21 protein-coding genes are annotated in these 20,103 nt (G+C 52.8%); 11 read left to right on the plus strand and 10 right to left on the minus strand.

Annotation, left to right across the window (positions count from 1 at the left end):
* Nucleotides 1-320: 320 nt before the first annotated feature.
* On the plus strand, nt 321-980 hold the full coding sequence (gene sleB, locus BMX45_RS13020; RefSeq protein ID WP_090910037.1) for a spore cortex-lytic enzyme: 660 nt from the start codon (nt 321-323) through the stop codon (nt 978-980).
* 155 nt (nt 981-1,135) lie between these two features.
* Here sleB and BMX45_RS13025 read toward each other — a convergent pair whose 3' ends face one another.
* Nucleotides 1,136-2,209 (minus strand): lactonase family protein, encoded by a 1,074-nt coding sequence (locus tag BMX45_RS13025; RefSeq protein WP_090910038.1) that lies wholly within the window; start codon nt 2,207-2,209, stop codon nt 1,136-1,138.
* 238 nt (nt 2,210-2,447) lie between these two features.
* Between BMX45_RS13025 and BMX45_RS13030 the strand changes: the two genes are divergently transcribed.
* From BMX45_RS13030 to BMX45_RS13045, 4 genes are all read left to right on the plus strand, one after another.
* Nucleotides 2,448-3,608 carry a copper amine oxidase N-terminal domain-containing protein gene (locus BMX45_RS13030; protein ID WP_090910039.1) on the plus strand — a complete coding sequence of 387 codons (1,161 nt, stop codon included), beginning with the start codon at nt 2,448-2,450 and terminating at the stop codon, nt 3,606-3,608.
* A 168-nt stretch (nt 3,609-3,776) separates the two neighbouring features.
* Nucleotides 3,777-4,163, plus strand: a complete 387-nt coding sequence (locus tag BMX45_RS13035; RefSeq protein ID WP_090910040.1) for a cytochrome-c oxidase — start codon at nt 3,777-3,779, stop codon at nt 4,161-4,163.
* A gap of 137 nt (nt 4,164-4,300) precedes the next feature.
* The gene (locus BMX45_RS13040; RefSeq protein WP_090910041.1) at nt 4,301-4,711 is read left to right on the plus strand and encodes a hypothetical protein; all 411 of its coding nucleotides are present in this window, start codon (nt 4,301-4,303) and stop codon (nt 4,709-4,711) included.
* Between the two features lie 195 nt (nt 4,712-4,906).
* On the plus strand, nt 4,907-5,116 hold the full coding sequence (locus tag BMX45_RS13045; protein ID WP_090910042.1) for a DUF6199 family natural product biosynthesis protein: 210 nt from the start codon (nt 4,907-4,909) through the stop codon (nt 5,114-5,116).
* A gap of 2 nt (nt 5,117-5,118) precedes the next feature.
* On the opposite strand, the gene BMX45_RS13050 is transcribed toward BMX45_RS13045, so the two are convergent.
* The 3 genes from BMX45_RS13050 to BMX45_RS13060 all read right to left on the minus strand — a co-directional run bounded on the left by BMX45_RS13050 (nt 5,119) and on the right by BMX45_RS13060 (nt 7,373).
* The gene (locus BMX45_RS13050; protein ID WP_090910043.1) at nt 5,119-6,516 is read right to left on the minus strand and encodes a DUF4179 domain-containing protein; all 1,398 of its coding nucleotides are present in this window, start codon (nt 6,514-6,516) and stop codon (nt 5,119-5,121) included.
* Nucleotides 6,509-7,039 carry a sigma-70 family RNA polymerase sigma factor gene (locus BMX45_RS13055; protein ID WP_090910044.1) on the minus strand — a complete coding sequence of 177 codons (531 nt, stop codon included), beginning with the start codon at nt 7,037-7,039 and terminating at the stop codon, nt 6,509-6,511. The genes BMX45_RS13050 and BMX45_RS13055 overlap by 8 nt, the downstream gene beginning before the upstream one ends.
* Before the next feature lie 142 nt (nt 7,040-7,181).
* The gene (locus BMX45_RS13060; protein ID WP_009595964.1) at nt 7,182-7,373 is read right to left on the minus strand and encodes a hypothetical protein; all 192 of its coding nucleotides are present in this window, start codon (nt 7,371-7,373) and stop codon (nt 7,182-7,184) included.
* 229 nt (nt 7,374-7,602) lie between these two features.
* On the opposite strand from BMX45_RS13060, the gene BMX45_RS13065 reads away from it, so the two are divergent.
* The 3 genes from BMX45_RS13065 to BMX45_RS13075 all read left to right on the plus strand — a co-directional run bounded on the left by BMX45_RS13065 (nt 7,603) and on the right by BMX45_RS13075 (nt 9,495).
* A complete protein-coding gene (locus BMX45_RS13065; protein ID WP_090910045.1) occupies nt 7,603-8,322 on the plus strand; it encodes an MBL fold metallo-hydrolase in 720 nt (239 codons plus the stop codon).
* Nucleotides 8,319-8,894 (plus strand): TetR/AcrR family transcriptional regulator, encoded by a 576-nt coding sequence (locus tag BMX45_RS13070; RefSeq protein ID WP_012818822.1) that lies wholly within the window; start codon nt 8,319-8,321, stop codon nt 8,892-8,894. The genes BMX45_RS13065 and BMX45_RS13070 overlap by 4 nt, the downstream gene beginning before the upstream one ends.
* Before the next feature lie 109 nt (nt 8,895-9,003).
* The gene (locus BMX45_RS13075; protein ID WP_009595968.1) at nt 9,004-9,495 is read left to right on the plus strand and encodes a cytochrome c biogenesis protein CcdC; all 492 of its coding nucleotides are present in this window, start codon (nt 9,004-9,006) and stop codon (nt 9,493-9,495) included.
* A 170-nt stretch (nt 9,496-9,665) separates the two neighbouring features.
* On the opposite strand, the gene BMX45_RS13080 is transcribed toward BMX45_RS13075, so the two are convergent.
* Both BMX45_RS13080 and BMX45_RS13085 read right to left on the minus strand, forming a co-directional pair.
* Complete coding sequence (locus BMX45_RS13080) at nt 9,666-10,679, minus strand: NADP-dependent oxidoreductase (protein ID WP_090910046.1); 1,014 nt, start codon at nt 10,677-10,679, stop codon at nt 9,666-9,668.
* Between the two features lie 96 nt (nt 10,680-10,775).
* On the minus strand, nt 10,776-11,036 hold the full coding sequence (locus BMX45_RS13085; protein WP_012818820.1) for a metal-sensitive transcriptional regulator: 261 nt from the start codon (nt 11,034-11,036) through the stop codon (nt 10,776-10,778).
* Nucleotides 11,037-11,380: 344 nt separating this feature from the next.
* Between BMX45_RS13085 and BMX45_RS13090 the strand changes: the two genes are divergently transcribed.
* Nucleotides 11,381-13,129, plus strand: a complete 1,749-nt coding sequence (locus BMX45_RS13090) for an alpha-glycosidase (RefSeq protein ID WP_012818819.1) — start codon at nt 11,381-11,383, stop codon at nt 13,127-13,129.
* Nucleotides 13,130-13,194: 65 nt separating this feature from the next.
* On the opposite strand, the gene BMX45_RS13095 is transcribed toward BMX45_RS13090, so the two are convergent.
* From BMX45_RS13095 to BMX45_RS13105, 3 genes are all read right to left on the minus strand, one after another.
* Complete coding sequence (locus BMX45_RS13095) at nt 13,195-14,070, minus strand: UbiA-like polyprenyltransferase (protein ID WP_090910047.1); 876 nt, start codon at nt 14,068-14,070, stop codon at nt 13,195-13,197.
* Between the two features lie 20 nt (nt 14,071-14,090).
* Nucleotides 14,091-15,389, minus strand: coding sequence for an aspartate aminotransferase family protein (locus BMX45_RS13100; protein ID WP_090910403.1), 1,299 nt, complete (start codon nt 15,387-15,389; stop codon nt 14,091-14,093).
* A 108-nt stretch (nt 15,390-15,497) separates the two neighbouring features.
* Nucleotides 15,498-17,477 carry a peptidase U32 family protein gene (locus BMX45_RS13105; protein ID WP_090910048.1) on the minus strand — a complete coding sequence of 660 codons (1,980 nt, stop codon included), beginning with the start codon at nt 17,475-17,477 and terminating at the stop codon, nt 15,498-15,500.
* A gap of 220 nt (nt 17,478-17,697) precedes the next feature.
* On the opposite strand from BMX45_RS13105, the gene BMX45_RS13110 reads away from it, so the two are divergent.
* Together BMX45_RS13110 and BMX45_RS13115 are read left to right on the plus strand one after the other, a co-directional pair.
* Complete coding sequence (locus BMX45_RS13110; RefSeq protein ID WP_090910049.1) at nt 17,698-18,447, plus strand: alpha/beta fold hydrolase; 750 nt, start codon at nt 17,698-17,700, stop codon at nt 18,445-18,447.
* 7 nt (nt 18,448-18,454) lie between these two features.
* Complete coding sequence (locus BMX45_RS13115; RefSeq protein ID WP_090910050.1) at nt 18,455-19,039, plus strand: TetR/AcrR family transcriptional regulator; 585 nt, start codon at nt 18,455-18,457, stop codon at nt 19,037-19,039.
* 95 nt (nt 19,040-19,134) lie between these two features.
* Here BMX45_RS13115 and BMX45_RS13120 read toward each other — a convergent pair whose 3' ends face one another.
* Nucleotides 19,135-20,019 (minus strand): YhfM domain-containing protein, encoded by an 885-nt coding sequence (locus BMX45_RS13120; protein ID WP_090910051.1) that lies wholly within the window; start codon nt 20,017-20,019, stop codon nt 19,135-19,137.
* Between the last annotated feature and the right edge of the window lie 84 nt (nt 20,020-20,103).

A 20,103-nucleotide genomic window follows, 5' to 3' on the forward strand; every position in this document is an offset into this window, starting at 1 on the left:
CATGGCAAAAAAAGACGGAGGAAGGCTCGTCGGAACAGAGTCAAGCCGGTTGCAACCGTGCCTGCCCTGGTTCTTCGAGCGTTCCTCCGTCGATACGGTGAGAACAATATATTATAATTCCTACCTGTTTAGTATGTTATGTTGCTATTGTAATAAGTCCCCCTTCTGCTGTCAAACCTTTTTTTCAAAAAATTTCAAGTTTAGGGCCATTCGGTCCATAGAACCATTTTTGGTGCAACAAACGCAGTCACGGCGCGGATTTCCATTTACTGATGGTTGTATGAACCCGTTTCCAGCCTTATAATTCTACCCCAAAGGAGTTGATCACGATAAGAAAGCCAATACGGAAAATCATATCTGCTTTTTTTCTTAGTGTTCTTCTGATCCTGCCGACATTCGCCCAAACGACGGAGGCCGCTCCGCTGTTAAAGCCCGGCAGTGAAAACGGGGATGTCTGGGACCTTCAATATCGCCTGAAAACGCTGGACTTCTACACGCATCCGCTGGATGGCAAATATGGCGCAAACACGAAAGCAGCCGTTAGCCGTTTTCAAAAAGAATACGGCGTGCCCGCCGATGGTATTACCGGTGCGCAAACATGGAGACAGCTGAAAAAATATACGTTGAATCAATCTGAAATGGACGTCATGGCCAAAGTCATTTACAGCGAAGCCCGCGGTGAGCCTTACAAAGGGCAGGTTGCGGTCGGGGCCGTTGTCATGAACCGCATTCAATCCAGCGAATTTCCGAATGACATTCGGGGCGTCGTCTTTCAAAAAGGGGCTTTTACGGCCGTGGATGACGGACAATACTGGCTGACGCCGAACCGTTCCGCTTATCTTGCCGCATTGGATGCCGTTCGCGGCTGGGATCCGACTTACGAATCCCTGTATTATTTCAATCCTAAAACCGCAACCAGCGACTGGATTTGGTCCAGGCCGCAAGTGCTGCAGATCGGCAATCATATTTTTGCTCATTAAGGATTCATTCAGTTAATCTTTCATTAGCTGAAACACACGAAAACAGAGTATTCGACGCCTTGTTCCTTGTCCGTCGCTGGAGCAAGGAGACGCGAATAAAAGAAGCAGCTTGATTCCCTTTCCGGGTGTTCAAGCTGCTTCTTCTTCCATATAAGTTAACGTTGGTTTGCTTTTGCCTTCTCCACGGGACAAATGCACACCGGGCGCGTGACTTCCAACGTATAGCCCGTAGAAACCAGATTCCCCGTATCCGGGTCGATCCGGAAGCTTGCGATCAATCCGTTATCCTGATTCGCCGTAAGCAGGAAGCCATCCGGCAGTATATTGAAGTGGCGCGGCGTTTTGCCGCCGGAAGACACCCAGTTGACGGCACGGAGCGTACCGGATTCCTGGTCGATTACATATTGGACGATGCTGTCATGCCCCCGATTCGAGGCATACAGGTAACGGCCGCAAGGAGAAACCAGCAGATGGGCCGATGTATTGCTATCCATCACGACGTCCTCCGGCAAGGTCGAGATGTGCTGCAATATTTTCAGATCCCCGAACGTTGCGTCGTTCGCGTATGCCGTTACCGTGCTGTTCAGCTCGTTCGTGCCGTATACCCACTTGCCTGACGGATGAAAAGCCACATGCCTCGGGCCGGAGCCTGGCGGCAGGCTGATCTCGCGGTGGGTCACCAGCTTTCCGTCTTCCAGCCGATACACAATCACGTCATCCATCCCCAGGTCACTGACCAGGATATACTTGTTGACCGGGTCTTGGAATATCGAATGGGGATGCGCCTCCGATTGACGGTCATCACGAAGGCCGCGTCCGCTGTGCTTGATCTTGGAGGCCAGCTCGCCGACCCGTCCGTCCTGCTCCAATGCCAGCACCGAAATCTGTCCATCGCCGTACCCTGTCGTAAGCAGATGCTTCCCGTCCGTTGTGCGGGATACATGACACGCGCCGGACGAGCCGGTAGACTGAACATTCAGCAGCGTCAATTCGCCGGTGACCAGATTGGCCGAATAAGCCGACACATCGCTTTCGCCCTTCTCGCTCGCTGCATACAATACGGAAATCGAGTCATCGAAATCCAGATAGGTCGGGTTCTCGATGCCTGCCGTACCGCCTAACAGGCGCAGCTCGCCGGTAGCCCGATCCATCGCCCCCCAATGAATGCGATTCTCTTCTTCCGAACCATAGGTTCCTATGTAAAATATCAGTTCCTGTCCTGCTGTCATGTGATCCACTCCTTTGTCTGATGAATGATCCGGTTGGCCCGGCCTGATTCTTACTATGTATTACCCATCGGAGCCCCATGCCTACCGCCTTTTTACAAGTCGTTCCGGCAAGCCGTCACCGCGCTGCCACTACCAATCATTGCCTCTAAAGAAATGTATTGCTACCATTGGTTTTATCATGTACGATTACCACAATTACCTCTCTATTCTATCATTCGTTGAAGGAGATGACAGCACATTGAAGAAAAAAATCAGCCTACTGGCTATCGCTTTCCTGTTCTTGTTCGCAAGCGCGGCCCAAGCCGCTCCGGCTAAGGATCAAGGGAAAATCCGGGTCTATCTCGATAACCAGGAAATTCAATTTGCGGCGGCGCCGATCATGAAGAACGGAGTCACTTTCGTTCAATTCCGCCCTTTGTTCCAAGCCCTGGATTATAAGGTCCATTGGAACGGCGCGAACAAGCAGGTGACGGGTACATATCTCGATCAGAAGCTGCAGATGACGATCGGGCAGAAAACCGCCTATGTCAATGGCGCAAAAACCACGCTGCAGATCGCTCCTTTCACTCAAGGCGGCAACACGCTGGTTCCCCTTCGTTTTGTGGCTGAAGCCACTGGACTCCCGGTAAAGTGGGATTCCAAGGCGCGTACCGTCAAGATTGACCGCGAGGGTGCGACCGCCAAAGCCGAAGACGAGGTGAAGAAGCTTTACCATATCATTGAAGAGGCTGGAAGCGCCAAGAAACTGGACGAGGTTATGAGCGTATTCCACCCCGAATCTCCCGTTCTTGCGGAGGTTAAGCAAAACTATCAGGATCAATTCAAGAACGACAAACATGTATCCGCGGACGTATGGGATGTAACGGTAGCCGGAACGTCGATCCATGCCTACACCAGTGTGAGCCTAGACCGCGTCGGCGGGCCGTTTGCATGGGATGTTACGCTCCATTACGAGAATCTCTTGAAGAAGGATGCGTCCGGCGCATGGAAAATCTATGATTTGAACCTGTACGAGACAGAATATCTCCTCGGAGACAAACTGCTTGAAGCTCGTCCCGTAGTGCCGGAAGCGGAGCAGAAAGCCATCGTGGAGTCCATCGACATTCAGTACAAGGGCTTCAATGAGGAGAATGGCCCGCTGCTCATGTCCGTCATTCACCCGGACTCGGTCTTCCACGAGATGTTCCAAACCAGCATTGAGAAAGGCATCTTCGATGAAGTGAATTTCAACCTCAAATCAGAGGAGCTTCGGACGGTCTTCTTCCAAGGAGAAGACACCGTCGTTTATGCCGAAGAAAGCGATGATGCGGACGGCGAAACGATCTATTCGACGTCGCTCTACTGGCTCAAGAAAACCGAAGGCAAATGGCTGATCTATGATGTGCTGGAGCTTGAATAGATTGCGGATGCTGAGATAATTAAGGCTTACGAAATAACCGTGAATTCCCGGCAAGGGAAATTCGCGGTTTCTTTTTTTGCATCTTCTTTAAGTAAATCCTCCTCCGTCTAGGTCTACTTCGCCCCAGGTAACATATATCATAATAGTAATCCATAAAGGAGGGGTTTTATGGGGATTAAATTAATCAAAATCGCCGCTGTTTACTTTGTGCTCGGGGTGCTGCTCGGCATGTACATGTCGATCACTCACAGCTACGATTACGCCTCGGTTCACGCACACGTCAATCTTCTGGGCTGGGCATCCCTGGCTCTGGCAGGCGTTATTTATGTTCTGTTCCCGGCTGCCGGGGAGTCTATTGCCGGCAAAGTGCATTTCTGGCTGCACAATATCGGTCTGCCCGTCATGATGATCGGTCTTGCCCTGCTGATGAGCGGCATCGAATCGGTAGAGCCGGTCATTGCCGTGGGTGGCATTCTCGTAACGCTGGGCGTTCTCGCTTTCCTCTATAATGTGTTCACCCATGTGAAGAGCTCCCAGAGTAGAAGGAAACGCTGACTTTTATCCTTAAAGAATCGCCTATTGAGGGCGATTCTTTTTCATGTTTCAAACAGCTCCTTAAGGGAAGATGGGTCACAGTTACCGACTATTGGGTAAAAGTAGATACCTTTCTCTTCGAAGGAGGCAACATAGACATGGAAACGAACTCGGCAATTCAAGTCCAATTCCACTGCCGCCAGTGTCAAACGGAAATCGGGGTTACGTTCACATCCGAACAGTTCGCCACGGTTCACTGCCCGGAGTGCGATTACAGCTATTCACTCATGCGACCGACCATAGGGGAAGAGATATTGCTTGATTGGGAGAAAGAAGCCGTATTCCAAAAAATCCGCGCAGACCAAACCGAGCATGACAAAATGGAGCTGATGCTCCTCGTCATTAAGGTTGTCGAGCTGCTGACCTGGCGGGATGAAGGCAACGGCCATATCCGTGCCATCGAAACGCTTCGCCAATGGTTGATCCTCAACGGAGTGCCCAAAGCTCTGATCGAGCTGCTGGATGCTAAAGGACCGGCAGGAAGCTCCCCTACCGAGCGCAGGGAATAGCGGCATCGACCCATGATCCAGGATTTAAATAAATGAGAAAAAGGAACCGTCCTCCGGCCTTCATGGTCGGGGGCGGTTCCTTTTTCGTGTCCTCAATTCCTTTACGTCCTAAATTTCGGACCATCCTATTTTTCATGCAGCGGGAACTTACTGCTAAAACCATTCGTAGTAACTCTTAAGAGAGGGGCTGATCAAATGTTCGCTTTCATTTCTGTGCTGCTCATGGGTCTGGCACTCATCGGGATCGGCATATATGCCATCCGCAACCCGTACTCTTGGTGGTTCAGAAGAACGGGAGATGACACGGAACCCAGCGATCTGAGAATATGGTACTTAAAACTTATGGGAAAAGCAACCATAGCATTCGGCGCAATAGTCATTCTGATGAGCTTTCAGCATCTCTAATCTCATCGAATCGGTACCTCGAATGCCTGCTCCATGACGCCAGGGTAACTGCTTAACGTGAACGTGAGCGGCTGCGGGTAATCCCCGGGTTTAAGGTGGATATACTGCGTGATGAGGCTTATTCCGGTATCCGAGGAGGATCGGGACGAGGAACTGAGTCCCCCTGCGTCCTCATTGATCGTATGCTTCTTCCCTTCCCCGTCCACGAACTCCGGCTCAATCGATACGCTGCCCATATGCCGGTCAGCCCGCTCCTCGTATTCCACTGTCAGCGTATGTCCCGTGTATGCTCCGAACCGAAGATCGCCGTCCGGTGCACGGAGAATCTCCTTCTTATCCGTATCGATCACCAGTTTCATCTCGGAGGGGTCCACCGCTTGGAATCCGCTCGCTTTCAGCGTGATCGATTTCGGATTCTCCAATATATTGCTGTCAAAGAAATACGTCATGTCCCCTCCCCCCGCACCGGGCAAAAATGCGGAATCGCTGTTCAATCGGACCTGCTTGCCGTTAACCACGGTTTCCAAATACACGTCCCATAAACCCGATACCTTCATCGTATTGCTGGAAGGGATGTTCGCTTTCAAGACGATGCCGGCAGGGGATAACACGGCTTCCTTCAAATAGAACCTTTGACTCTCAATCTGCAGCATTTTGTTGAGCGGAATCGTGCGGGTAAATTTCTGGACGGTCTCCATATCAACGGATACGTCGATATCGAGGACCTGCTCGCCCTCTGCCGAGGATTGATGCACCGTATTCGTTGAATAGGGGGCGATGCTAAAAGACAACGTCATTTCTTCAGGTACGGCTTGGTTCTCGCCCATATGAATGTCCGATCGGGAACGGAATGTTTGGCCAGGCTTAATCCGGGTTCCACCCGACGACCCGATGCTGTATGGCAGCGACTGGCTGGAGCCCTTACGCTTCATCTCGACCCGCTTTAGGTCCGCGTGATACTCTGCATCATTTTGGATCGTATAAAACACCTCCATCTGCTGGGAGCCTACAAGTATCCCGTTCAGCGTTACCGTATAATCCCCCCGGGTCACCGATTGATTCACCGGCTGGATCATGCCGTGCTGGTTAGCCGTATTCAGCGTAATATTTTCACCGAGATCAAACCCGGTCAAAGGCGGGTACGGCCCTTGCGCCGCCATTTGCTCCTTCGGCTCCACGATGCCTCCATCTCCGCCCCATACCACGAACAGCATTGCGGCAGCTACGGTGGCGATCATTGCAGAATAGGCAGCTATCCGCTTCCGGCTCCGCTGCATGCGCCGTCCTCTCCGCATTCCGCTTCGAACGGCCGCATCCAATGCTTCATCGGACACAACCGCCGTGTAGATCCCCGCATCCCTATTCATCTCGTTCAGCATCCGCTCTTCCTTCTCATACATGGAATACGGCACCTCCTGGCTCGATTTTTTGCCGAAGCAGCTTTAATCCTTGATGCAGCCGGGTTTTGACCGTTCCCTCCGGTACATCGAGAATATGCGCGATATCGCTGATCGTCATGTCCTGGTAATATTTCAAGATCAGCACATGGCGATATTTGGGCTTTATGCGGCTCAGCGCACGCTCCAGATCCAGCTTGCTGTCGCTGACCATCTCCGCAGCCGTCTCCCGGCTGCGCACTTCTTCTACGGGAACCATGCGCTTTTTCCGTTTCTGTTCATCCACGCAGCAGTTAATCAATATCCGAATGAGCCAAGGGACGAACGCCTCCGGATGCTTCAGCTTCCGGCATTTCATCCACGCCCGGCATACCGTCTCCTGCAATACCTCCAAAGCGTCGCTCTCGTTATGCAGATAACTGTACGCAATTCCGTATAGGCGCCTCCGATGCTCGGTGACGAGTGCATAGAACGCTTCCTCGTCTCCCCTGCATGCCGCAGCCGCCAGCTCTTTAGTTTCCAACATCCGATATACCTTCCCCTCGTTCGACCTGCCTCGCTGTTTACTTCACTCTATATAAAGACTGCGGTGCCATTCAAACGGTTTTTTTATTTTTATGCACAAAAAAAGCCCGCCCGGGCAAGGCAGACTTGGATGTCAGTCCCAATTAACTTCGTCTTCTGCGTCCTTTAAAGAAATAATGGTACCCCAGATAACCGATGCCGCACAACAGCAGCATCAGAGCGGAAATCCAGATGACAGGAAGCAGATATGGCGTGTGCTGGCTGGCTACGTATAACAGAACTGCGGAGAAGGCATACATCACCATCAGAAGTACGATGCGTTTGAACATATCCATATCGTTCCGCCCCTCACCCTTCATCTAAACAATCTACATTTTTTTCCGTATATCTATCTTTATGGTAACGCAAACCGACGAAAATTGCACTCAAAATTTGGTAAATATATAAAAATTTTAGTGGTTCAAAGGCTCTATTCATGAAAATGTTAAAATCAGGCTTGCTAAAACTAATACCATTAGTTATTATACTGATAATATTAGTTTTAAGCGAAAGGGGTACGGCTTTATGTTAAGAACGACGATTGAACAGGTGACTCAAATTTCTTTTCTTCCTCGCCTTTTTCCGATTAATGTTTACCTAGTAGAAGAAAGCGATGGGATTACCCTCATCGATGCAGGGATGTCATTTTCCCAAAAGGGAATCCTGCAGGCTGCGGCCGATATCGGAAAACCCATTAAACGGATCGTGTTGACTCATGCTCACGGCGACCATGTCGGTGCGCTCGACGGGTTGATGAAGGAGCTTCCGAATGCCTCGGTCTGCATCTCACGGCGCGATGCGCTGCTGCTGAAAGGAAATGCCGAGCTCCAGCCCGGAGAGCCGCAAACGCCGATACGCGGGGATATCCCGAAGAACATTACCACCGTTCCGGACGTTCTTCTGGAGGACGGGGACTCCATTGGTTCCCTCAAGGCCATCGCAACTCCAGGCCACACGCCGGGGCATATGGCGTTTCTCGATGAGCGCAGCGGCATCCTGATCGCCGGCGATGCTTGGCAGACGCGTGGCGGATTGGCCGTATCGGGCGTCATGAAACCGTGGTTTCCGTTCCCGGCCATGGCCACCTGGAACAAGGAGCAGGCCTTGGAAAGCGCCGGAATGCTTACCGCGCTCAAGCCCGCCGTTCTGGCTGTCGGCCATGGACGGATGCTGAGAAATCCGGCGGATGCCATGCAGCAGGCCGTTGCGGAAGCCGAATCAACGTTGAGGAGGAATGCACGATGAGTCCAAGACCCGGCATCGATCGGCTTCAACTGCTTCAAACCGCTGCCGAATTAGCGGATCGGGAGGGACTTCACGCGGTGACCCTGGCTGCGCTTGCAGCCAAGCTGGGGGTTCGCTCCCCTTCCCTGTATAACCACGTAGACGGGCTTTCCGGTCTGCATGCCGCCTTGATGCGGCATGGTCTCCAGACGCTCCATGACCAACTGCTGAAGGCTGCCGCCGGCCGGTCGGGCGAAGATGCCCTGCGCCTTGTGTGCCTTACTTATGTCGACTTTGCTCGAACACACCCCGGATTGTACGAAGCCGCATTGCAGCCGGTTCGTCCCGAAGAGCAGGAGACGCAGCGTGTAGGCAATCAGATTGTCGAGCTGCTGCTTCAAATCCTGGCTCCTTACCAGCTCAGCGAGGCGGAAGCGTTGCATGCCGTGCGGACCCTTCGCAGCCTATGCCACGGCTTCTCTTCCCTGGAACGCGCGGGCCAATTCGCCATGGATCTGAGTGTTGACGACAGCCTGGATTTCATGATCCGGAGTTTCGTCACCGGCCTCCATCTTCAAGACGGACGGCGCTAGAAGGGCCGTACCTCCTGCGCCTGCCTGATTTTGCCTGGCATCAGAATGTGCTATAATCATAAGGCAGCACATTGTGATGTCATTTTATTTATGGAAAGAGGTCTGAATTGTGGTTAATTTCGATTCCCCAATTCTTCAGATAGGCTCTACGATCGCGATGCTGGTTATGGCGCTGGCCGTTATTTTCATTCGAATGAAGGCGAGCAACCGTCCCGTCACCGTCAAGAAGATTATCATCCCTCCCGTAGCGATGAGCACCGGATTTCTGATGTTCGTTGAGCCGCAGGTACGCATCCCTTTATGGTGGGCGGGAATCGCCTTTCTGGTAGGCTGGTTCATCTTCTCCTATCCACTGATTCGCAGCACCAAATTCGAGAAGGTTGACGGCCAGATCTTCATGCAGAGATCGAAAAGCTTCGTGTACATTCTGCTTGGCCTGCTGGCCGTCAGGCTTCTGCTCCATGGATATATTGAACAGCATATTTCCATCCCGCAGACCGCGGCGCTGTTCTTTATGCTGGCTTACGGCATGATTGTCCATTGGCGCATTTCGATGTACCGCCAGTATCAGCAGTTCATGACGCCGGAGGCGGCGATATAGCGGACATGCCCGTCGTAAACCAGTCATGAAACTTAGTTTAACCGCAAAAAGAAGAGTGCCGATGATCACGCCATCCGGGAGGCAATTGCCCTTCCGGCCGCAAAGCTCCCTCCAAGGAGACTTGCGAAGTCGTGAAATCGGCACTCTTTTATTTTTGGTATGTCAGAGGATCAGCTTTGTTCTTCGCTTACCTTCACCAGCTGTTTCCCGAGGTTTTCTCCGGAGAACAGCCCCAGAAACGCCTCAATCGTCTTGTCGAAGCCGTCGACGATATTCTCGGTGTACTGAATCTTGCCATCCCTTAGCCATTCGGCCAGCTCCTGCAGCGCCTCATTGTACCTGCTGGCGTAATCACCGACCAGAAAGCCCTTCATCAGTGCCGTATTCGTCAGCAGCAGGCTCTGGATTCTTGGGCCCGTATCCGGCTTCTCCAGGTTATAGAGCGCGATTTGGCCGCAAATCGGGATCCGCGCATTTTTGTTGATCAGGCGCAGCACCGCATCCGACACCTCGCCGCCAACATTGTCAAAATAGACGTCAACCCCGCCCGGACAAGCTTCCGCCAAAGCCGAAGCCACATCTTCGGTCCGGTAATTGATCGCAACGTCAAAGCCGAGATTCCCGGTCAGGTATCCGGTCTTTTCGTCAGAACCGGCAATACCGACCACCCGGGCTCCCTTGATCTTGGCAATCTGCCCGACAATCATGCCAACGGCGCCAGCGGCGCCCGATACAACCACCGTCTCCCCTTCCTTCGGCTGACCGATATCCAGGAGTCCGAAATAAGCCGTCAAACCGGTCATCCCCAGCACGCCCAGCGCGGTCGAGACGGGTGCCAGATCCGGGTTGACCTTGCGCAGCGTCCCGGTCCGTACGGCGGCAAAGCGCTGCCAGCCCCAGGTGCCTGCAACAAAATCGCCCTCCCGATAGGTCGGATCCGTCGATTCCATGACCTGCCCTACTGCGCCTCCGGCGATAACCTGCCCTACCTCATATGGCTTGGCATAACTCTTGGCATCGCTCATTCTGCCCCTCATATACGGGTCTACCGATAAATACACGGTCCGTACAAGGACTTCTCCGGCTTGAGGTACGGGCAAAGGCTGCTCCTCAAACGTAAAATCCGACTCCTTCGGCATGCCTTGCGGCCGCTTGGCTAGTATAATTCGTTCATTCACGGACATCTGAGTACCCTCCTTTTCGTAAAGCCGTCATCTTATCTTTACCCATTTTGTCCGTTTACCAATTTCCTAGCCTTTGCCGCGCCCGTCCTTCATCCCCTACCTGCTCTTTACAAGCAAATTAACGGCATCCTGCACAAGCTTCTCCGTATCCTCGCCGTTCGCTTCGGCCTTGCGCACGCAGTCCACCAGATTGGAGCTTACGACAACGCCAATGGTCCGGTCGATTGCCGTACGCGAAGCGGATAATTGCGTGATGACCTCCCTGCAGTCCTTGTTTTCCTCCATCATCTTCAAAATGCCGCGAAGCTGTCCTTCAATCCGCTTGATCCGGTTTTTCATCTGATCGTCGTATTGCATATATGTTGTCCTCCTTATTGCGTATCGGCTTGTCAGACTTGTCCTTATCCCTTTATTATACAACAAACGCCGCCTCTTTCCTCTTGACTGCCCCTCCCGGCAAAATCTCGCTTTAGAACCTGGTCGTTCCGGCTTCGATGCAGCATGGAGATCAGCCACTTGTACTTAGGGCTTGAATACGCTCAGAACGCGTGGTATATTTTTAATCAGCTAATGAATTCATAAGCAACCCGATTCAAACCTCATAATTTAAAGGCAATGTTATCTTTACAAAGGTACAACCTCGGCTATTCATAGTCCTGGCTGTGCCTTTTTTTATTTTACTATTTAAGGAGGAATTATCGATGTTTCTGGAAGCCATCTATCATCGCCCGCGCAAAAACTGGTCTTACGCTTATAACGGCACGACCATCCATCTCAGAATCCGCACCAAAAAGGACGACCTAACCGAAGTGTATGCCCTTGCAGGCGACAAGTATCTGTGGGATCAAACGATGGAATACATTCCGATGACCAAGCTGTCCTCGGATGAAATGTTCGACTATTGGGAGTGTGAGGCAACTCCTCCATACCGCCGCTTGAAATACGGCTTCCTGCTGCAGCAGGGCGACGAGAAGCGCTGGATGACCGAATATGACTTCCTGACGGAGCCGCCGGCCAATCCGGACCGCCTGTTCGAATACCCGTTCATCAATCCGGATGACGTTTTTCATCCGCCGGCTTGGGTCAAAGACGCGATTTTCTATCAAATCTTCCCGGAACGCTTCGCGAACGGGGACACGAGCAATGACCCGGAAGGCGCCTTGCCTTGGGGCAGTGCCGAGCCGACGCCGAAGAACTTCTTCGGCGGTGACCTCCAAGGGGTTATCGACCATCTCGACCATTTAAGCGAGCTCGGCGTCAATGCGATTTATTTCACGCCGCTGTTCACGGCAACGACAAACCATAAATACGATACCGAAGACTATATGGAAATCGATCCGCAGTTCGGCGACAAGGACACGCTGAAGAAACTCGTCGATCTGTGCCACGCGCGCGGAATTCGCGTTTTGCTGGATGCGGTCTTCAATCATTCCGGCAGAACGTTTGCCCCGTTCGTCGACGTGCAGAAGAACGGTTTGAACTCCAAATACAAGGATTGGTTCTACGTTCGCTCCTTGCCGCTGGAAGTGGTGGACGGCATTCCGACTTACGATACGTTTGCGTTCGAGCCGCTGATGCCGAAGCTGAATACGGAGAATCCGGAAGTCCGGGCTTATCTGCTCAAGGCGGCGGAGTACTGGATCAAGGAAACGGGCATCGACGGCTGGCGCTTGGATGTGGCCAACGAGGTGGGACACAGCTTCTGGCGCGAATTCCGCCAAGTCGTAAAAAAAGCCAACCCGGATGCTTACATCCTTGGCGAAGTGTGGCATGAATCCTCCATCTGGCTGGAAGGCGACCAGTTCGACGCCGTCATGAACTACCCGTTCACGAATGCCGTACTGGATTTCTTCATCAACCGTACCGCCGATGCCGAGAAGTTCTCGTTCATGCTCGGCAAGCAGCTTGCCGGCTATCCAAGACAGGCCAGCGAAGTGATGTTCAACCTGCTGGACAGCCATGACACCGCAAGACTGTTAACGCAGGCGAACGGCGACAAACGCCTGATGAAGCTGGCCGCCATGTTCCAATTCACGTACTTCGGCACGCCTTGCATCTATTACGGCGACGAAATCGGCATGGACGGCGGGCACGATCCGGGCTGCCGCAAATGCATGGAGTGGGACGAGTCGAAACACGACAAAGACCTCTTCCATTTCTACCAAACGCTCATTAAGCTCCGCAAAGAGCATTCCGCTCTCCGTACGGGAACCTTCAAATTTTTGAAGGCCGAGAAGAACGGGGGCAAAATCGCTTACCTGCGCGAGGACGACAATGAAACGATCCTCATTGCCGTCAACAACGACAAGGCGGGCAACACGATGACCCTCCCTGTGCTGGACCGCCAGTGGACGAACCTGTGGAACGGTGAAGGCCTCAGCGCGAAGCAAGGCCAGCTGACCGTGAAGCTGCCTGCTTACGGCTTTGCGATCTTGAAAGCCGGGCAATAAACACGAAACTCCCTTTGAATGCCATCGAGCCCGAGTATGCGGGCCGGCAGTCGAAGGGAGTTTTTTTATCCGAGCAAAAACTGATCCGCCAAAGTAAACAGCAGAATCGTCAGACTAATCACCTGATTCAGATTGTAGGAGGCAAGCTGCATCCGCCTGCGGCTGGAAGGCTTGATGATGCGGTGCTCCACGGCCAGCAGCAGCACCGAGATGGCAATTCCCGTCAAGTAGAGCCAGCCCAAACCTTGGATAAAGTAAAGGAAAAGCAGAAGCATGACCATAATCCCGTGCAGCATTCTGGATATGAGCAGTCCGCCTTCTAATCCAAACGCGCGGGGAATGCTCCATAAGCCGGTGCTGCGATCGAATTCGATATCCTGCGTGGCGTAGATGATATCAAAGCCCGCAATCCACAGCATCACGACCGTGCCGATGATAAACGGAATGAAGGCCAACTCCCCCGTTACGGCAAACCATGCCCCGATCGGAGCCGAAGCGATCGTGAAGCCCAGGTACAGATGGCACAGCCAGGTGAAGCGCTTGGTGTACGAGTACGTGCAGATCAGCACAATCGCTGCCGGTGATAGCCCCAAGCAGAGCGGATTCAGCATGCCTGCCGCGAGAATAAAGATGGCAAAGTTAACGACCACAAATACGTACACCTCGCGAGGCAGCAGAAGCTTTCTTGGCATATGGCGGCCCGCCGTTCTCGGGTTGGCCGCGTCGAACTTCAAATCGACGACGCGATTGAAGGCATTGGCTCCGTTGCGGGCGGCCACCAGCGCAATCAACGACCATAACATGACATGCCATGACGGCACGCCGCCGGCGGCCCAGACCATGGATATGATCGCAAAGGGCAGCGAGAACAGCGTGTGGGAGAACATCACCAGTTCTCCGAACATTTTGGTCTTATGAACGACTTTATACATCATCTGCATCCGGATCCAACCTCATTCGTTTATGTTTGGGATAACCCTGCCAGCACCTTATCCAAGGCACGGAGCATCGCTTCGATCTCTTCCTCCGGGATGATCATGGCGGGCTGAAAGGCCAGCACGTTTCGGCCCAACCCATTCTTGCCGATAATAAAGCCCTCGTCCTTCATGCGCTCCAGAATGATATCCGTCCATGCTGCGCTCTCCTCGTCGGTCGCACCCCGGATTTCGGCTCCGGCCATAAACCCTTTGCCTCGGACATCGGCGATAAGCTCGTACCGGCCCTGCAGTTCCCTCAAGCCTTCGATGAGCCCCCCGCCAACGCGCCGAGAACGTTCGACCAAGCCTTCCTGCTCGATGTAATCCAATACGGCAAGCGCCGTGGCCGATGATACCGGATTGCCGCCAAAGGTCGAGGCGGAGGGACGATTCAGGCTGGCGGCGATCTCATCCGTCGTGCAGAACGCGCCGATCGGCACGCCATTGCCCAAGGCCTTCGCCATGGTGAGAATATCAGGCACGATGCCGTAATGCTCGATCGCGAACATGCGTCCGGTGCGGCCGCAGCCTGTCTGGATTTCGTCGGCAATCAGGAGAATGCCGTGCTCCTCCAGCATCGCTTTCAGCTCGCGGAAATACCAATCCGGCGGCACGATCATTCCCCCGTTGCCTTGGATCGGCTCCACGATCATGGCAGCAAAGCTGTCTCCCTTTGCAGCGAGCACGCTCGACAAGGCATCCAGGGAGCGGCGGGCAGCGGCATCCTGATCCATGCCAGGATCATATGGTCGTGGAATAAACGCAGCCACGTCTTCATCCAGGAAATCGTCGGCACGCCACATCGGAATGCCGGTCACGTTCATGGTCAGGAAGGTGCGCCCATGAAGGCCGTATTCCAGCGCCAGGAAGCTGCGGCGTTTCGTGTGCAGACGCGCGGCGAGCAGCGCGCCTTCATTCGCCTCGGAGCCGCTGTTCACAAAGAACGTACGCTTTAAGCTGCCCGGCAAAACGCCGTTCGCCAACCGCTCCGCCAGGTCCACCATCGGCTGGGTAAGGTAAATGGTTGACGTATGCTGCAGCGTCTGCAGTTGTTCGATCGTTCTCGCCGTAATGGCTTCATTGCAATGGCCGCAGGCAACGACCGACACGCCCGTGAAGAAGTCGATATAAGCTTTGCCGTCATGGCCGTAAAGCGTATGCATCTTGCCGCCGACGATCTGTGGCGGTTCGCTGTAGAAATGCGCCGTGCAAGGATAGCCGTACCGCCGGCGCTTGGCAGCGACGGCTTCCGGACCGATATGCGTATGGCCTTCATGTTTCATGGATGCTCCCCCTCTTTCGATTATTTCCGTTTTTCCATGTTCCATGATAGAGACCGAGGAAAACGGCGCTCGCATCGGATCATCTTCCTGCCCCGTCTCTAAGGGATCTCATGCTTCCGTCAGCTCCAGTTCCAGGGAATGGCCGAATTGGAGCGAACCGAGCGTGAACCCGGCGTAAACTGGTGACATGCTTGGATACAGCCTGCCGCATGCATCCAGGTTCAGCGCAGCTTGAAGATATAACCGCACCAGGCTGCGAAGCTGCTCGGTCGTATACGTTTTTCCTTCGATGCGGAAATGATGGACGCCGGCTTCATACAACTCCTTCAGGATCGGCATGTAGCACAGCTCCTTCGCCAATGCCAAGTGGTTACGCCCTGCGGCATCCCGATATACGGGGTTCTCCCCTTTATCCGTAAGCAGCACGAGATGACGGTTATCCACGAACCGGTTATCCTCTTCAGCTATAGGCTCAAACTCTGCCGCATTGGCATATAAGTCATGCTCCAGATACATGACGATGGGCGATCCGTGAACGATGATCTCAAGGGGAATCTCCGGATGGCGCAGCAATTTCGTCAAATCATGGAGCTGAAGCTCAAGGGACGGATTGATTCTGGATATGCCAAAATGCTTCTGATAAAACGAAGCCGCCATATGGTTGTAGATGTTCAGGCTGAAATCGGCGATCAGCGGCAGCCCGATGGATTGAAACCTGTGCATGGCGCCGATGTTGGTCGCAAGCAGACCGTCCAGACCATAATGGTTAAACTCCTTGCCTGCGCTGAGAAACTGATGGTACTGCTCCATCTGAAGCTCATTCATCATGCGGGGCATGCCAAGGACAATCTCCGCGTCCCCTTTATCCGCCGTCAAGGCTTCGATGTCTTCCCGGCCAAACGGACGATCCGGCTGGAATACGTCCCCCGTCAGGTAAATGACGCCTGCTCCTTCTTCTAATGCCGCACGGGCCTGCTCTACCGTGTTGACATGCACCGTAATTTGCGGAATCGACGTGCCCTGCCGTTCCCGCTTCGCATGGCGAAGCGATTCCTTCACCTGGAGCACCCGTTCCTCCTTCGTCTCGCGTTCGGCGGTAGGCGTACTGAACACCTTCCCCGTACTGTAAAACTTGCCTGTCCCCTCATAGCGGCGATTAATAAAGCCCAGTCCCGGCTTGCCGAAGGCATAAGCCGTCGTGAAATCGCGCTTGCGATGTTTATGCAGCGTGTCCGCCCCCGCCTCGCGATTGTAGCCCAGCGGATCCGCAATATAACGATCGATGGCGTCTCCGTACGAATTCACGACCATCAGCAAAAACTCGGTGTCTCTCATGCGTCCTTCAATCTTGAAGCTGGTGATGCCGGACTGGATCAGCTCAGGAATGCTCTCGTACATGTACATATCCTTCGCCGCGAGCGGATACTCGGTCGGATAGAGATAGCCGTCCTTCTTCACCCGGTAATCCCAGCGGCAAGGCTTCATGCAGCGTCCGCGGTTAGAGCTGTTGCCGAACAGCATCGAGCTGTACAAGCAGTTGGCCCCGTGAACCGTGCACATGTCGCCGTGCACAAAATACTCGAACTCCATCCCGCTCTTGGCCTGCAGCACCTCTGCCGTTTTCAGGTCCATTTCGCGGGAAGCCACGATGCGGGAAACGCCCAGTGCTTTGACCGCTTCGATCATTTCCAGGTTGTGCACGTTCATCATGACCGAGGAGTGAACCGGAATATTCGTATAATTCATCTCTTGGATCAGGGGAAACACGGCCAAATCCTGCGCGATAATGGCATCCGGACCGATCTCGTTCAGAAAGGCGAAGTAACGCTTCGCTTCCTCCAAGTCTTCTTCATTCATCAGGTTGTTCACTGTAATGTAGGCACGCTTTCCGCGGTCATGGGCCAATTGGACGGCCCCGCGTACCTCCTCATAACTTAAGTTGTATCCCTTGCGCATCATGCGCATGTTCAGCGATGGCCCCCCGAAATATACGGCATCGCAGTTTGCGTCAATGACGGTCTTGAATATCTCGAATGTTCCGGCTGGAGCCAACAGCTCCACTTCTTTACCGTTAAAATAACGAGCCACAGTCCGTTCCCCCTACTCCGAAAATTTATTTTTTTCGATTGTAACATAATTCACAAATAATATTAGTGAATTAATTCACATCGATATTCATAATAGGATCCCAACTTTGAAAGGCAAATCAAGATACGAATCGATTTTCTATTGACCAAACGTTCATTCAATAATAAAATAGTATTCATCAAGTACTGTATATCATTGAAAATCGAATGGAGGTATTCTGTTGGATCTGCACTATGAAGTTCATGGAAATGGTAAGCCGATCGTCCTTGTTCACAGCGGTGGAGCCGATCTGCGGGACTGGAGTTATCTTGTCCCTCTTTTAGCGGAGCATTTTTGCGTCATTGCCTTTGACGGTCGCGGTGCCGGACGCTCTCCCTCTCCCGCTCAGCCCCCAAACTATGTTGAAGATTTGTTATCTCTTCTGGATCATCTGGATATTTCGCGAGCTGCGATTGTCGGTCATTCTATGGGCGGCCGGATTGCCACGGAGTTCGCGATCCATTATCCTGAAAGAGTATCGGAACTGATTGTCATAGCACCCGCCCTGTCCGGTTTTCCTTATTCTGAGGAAATGCAAACTTACATGCTCGGGGTAAGCGCCGCTGCCCCTGATATCGAGAAAATGATCGAGCTGTGCATTGAGCCGCCTTCCTATGAAATTACAAGGAACCGCGCCGAACGGGAGCTGATGGTCCAAATGCTTCGCCACCATTTCGAGCGGACATTTACCTGGGCTACCTTTGACTCGGTTTGGCCGGAGCCGCCGGCGATGGACCGATTACAGGATATCTCGGCCAGAACGCTGTTCATCATAGGAGATCATGAACTGACCGATAACCAGCAGGTAGGGGAACAATTTCGAAGGGTTCCGGGCATTCGATTCGCCACCATCGCGGGAGCGGATCACATGGTCACGCTAACGCATCCGGAGGAGTTATCCCTTCATATCACCCCATTCGTAAAGGAATGAAAATTGCATGCCACGCTCACCCAGCGAGAACGAACGCATACGCCAGCTGGCGAAAGAGAAGATTTTGGAAACCGCCATGGATTTGTTTATCCATCAGGGGTATCATGCCACTTCCATTAGCGATGTAGCCAAGCAAGCCGGCACATCCAAAGGGCTGCTCTATAATTATTTTTCAGGCAAGGAAGGACTGCTTGCCGCTATGGTCGAGGAGCGAATCGCAAGCGTTGCCGAAGTTATGGAAAATGCCGCTTCACTCCAAGCACCTGTGGATCAGCTGAAATATATTTTGGAGCAAGCCATCGACAACGTCTATCGGCAGCCGGAAGTATTCCGTTTTTACTTGCATCTTCAAACACAGCCCGAAGCGGATCAAGAGCTGTTTCCCTACAGCAAGCGTCTTGTGGAAGAGGCTGCACGGCAATTTGAGATTCAATGCCGCATATTTGAAAGTCTCGGAGTACCCGAGCCGCGCAAGCGCTCCTTGTACTTTTCTTCTACCCTTCAGGGCATCATGCTGATGATATCCACCTATCCCCTGCACTTCCCGATTGAAGAAGTGAAGGAGCAGATGCTGAAGGAGTTTTGCCAGTAATAACGAAAAAGAGCCGAGGTTTATCCTGTGTTTCAGGACGCCTCGGCTCTTTGCAACACGAAACTTGATCCTCGCACGCAAAAGGGATTTGATCTTTAGTTATTTTGATTCGTACGATCGAAGGGAAACAGTACGTAGAAAGTCTCACTCTCTTGAGCATACCCCTTACCGCACCCGTTCAGACGATACTCGATGCCCTGTTCCGTCTGCGCCGCTACCAGTTCCTTGCAGAATTCGACGGATTTTAAAGGCATGCCCATCGGGTCATGGGTCGTATCGAATCGATGCCGGATGAACTCGCCTTGGTCACCATACTCCAAATTGTTAAAAATGGGGCTGCCCTCTATCGTATAGGTCGTCAGCTGTACCGTAGCGGCATTTTTCTTCTGAACCGCCGTCACGAACTTGTCCCATATCTCCCGGTTGGCAATCCCGCCCAAGCTAAGTACCACATCACCGTTGTCCATGGCCTGCTCAGGTGTGTATCGCAATTGACCGATCGATTCTTTAAGCTGCGCTGTCGACTTTTCGGTCAGTCTATATCCTGTGCCGGTATCCGTTATATAAGCAAACATTCCTCGTGTACTGTCGGATTCTAGCCACAGATGAATGGACGTGCTCTTCCCGCCAAGGTGAATTACCGCACCATAATCAGGCTCCCTTACATCCATGATGCCTGGCATCTTCACGGCTTTACGAATGGCCTGATCAAATGCTTCCACTTCCTCCCCGCGATCCAGCGTTCCGAAAATGCCTGAACTGACTTCGCCGAACGTGTGACCGCGGTGAATCGTTACATGATCTTGGGATTGGCTACCGTCCGTCATGTAGGAAGTTATGCCTTGTCCCCCTGCCTCGAAAGACTCCTTCACGTCACCAGCTTTGCCAGAACCGCAGCTTGTCAGCAACATCGCCATCATCATCACCCCTAGCAGAACCAGTCCCCTATTTACCAGCTCGAATGTCCCCAAGTTCTTCATCACAAGATCACCTCTAACCTACAGACGTTTGCCGATGTCCATTTGTTACCAGGTCTCGTCATTTTCAATCTTGCTTCATCGCGG

It is taken from the genome of Paenibacillus sp. cl141a (genome assembly GCF_900109305.1).
GTDB classification, from domain to species: Bacteria; Bacillota; Bacilli; order Paenibacillales; family Paenibacillaceae; genus Paenibacillus_AQ; species Paenibacillus_AQ lautus_A.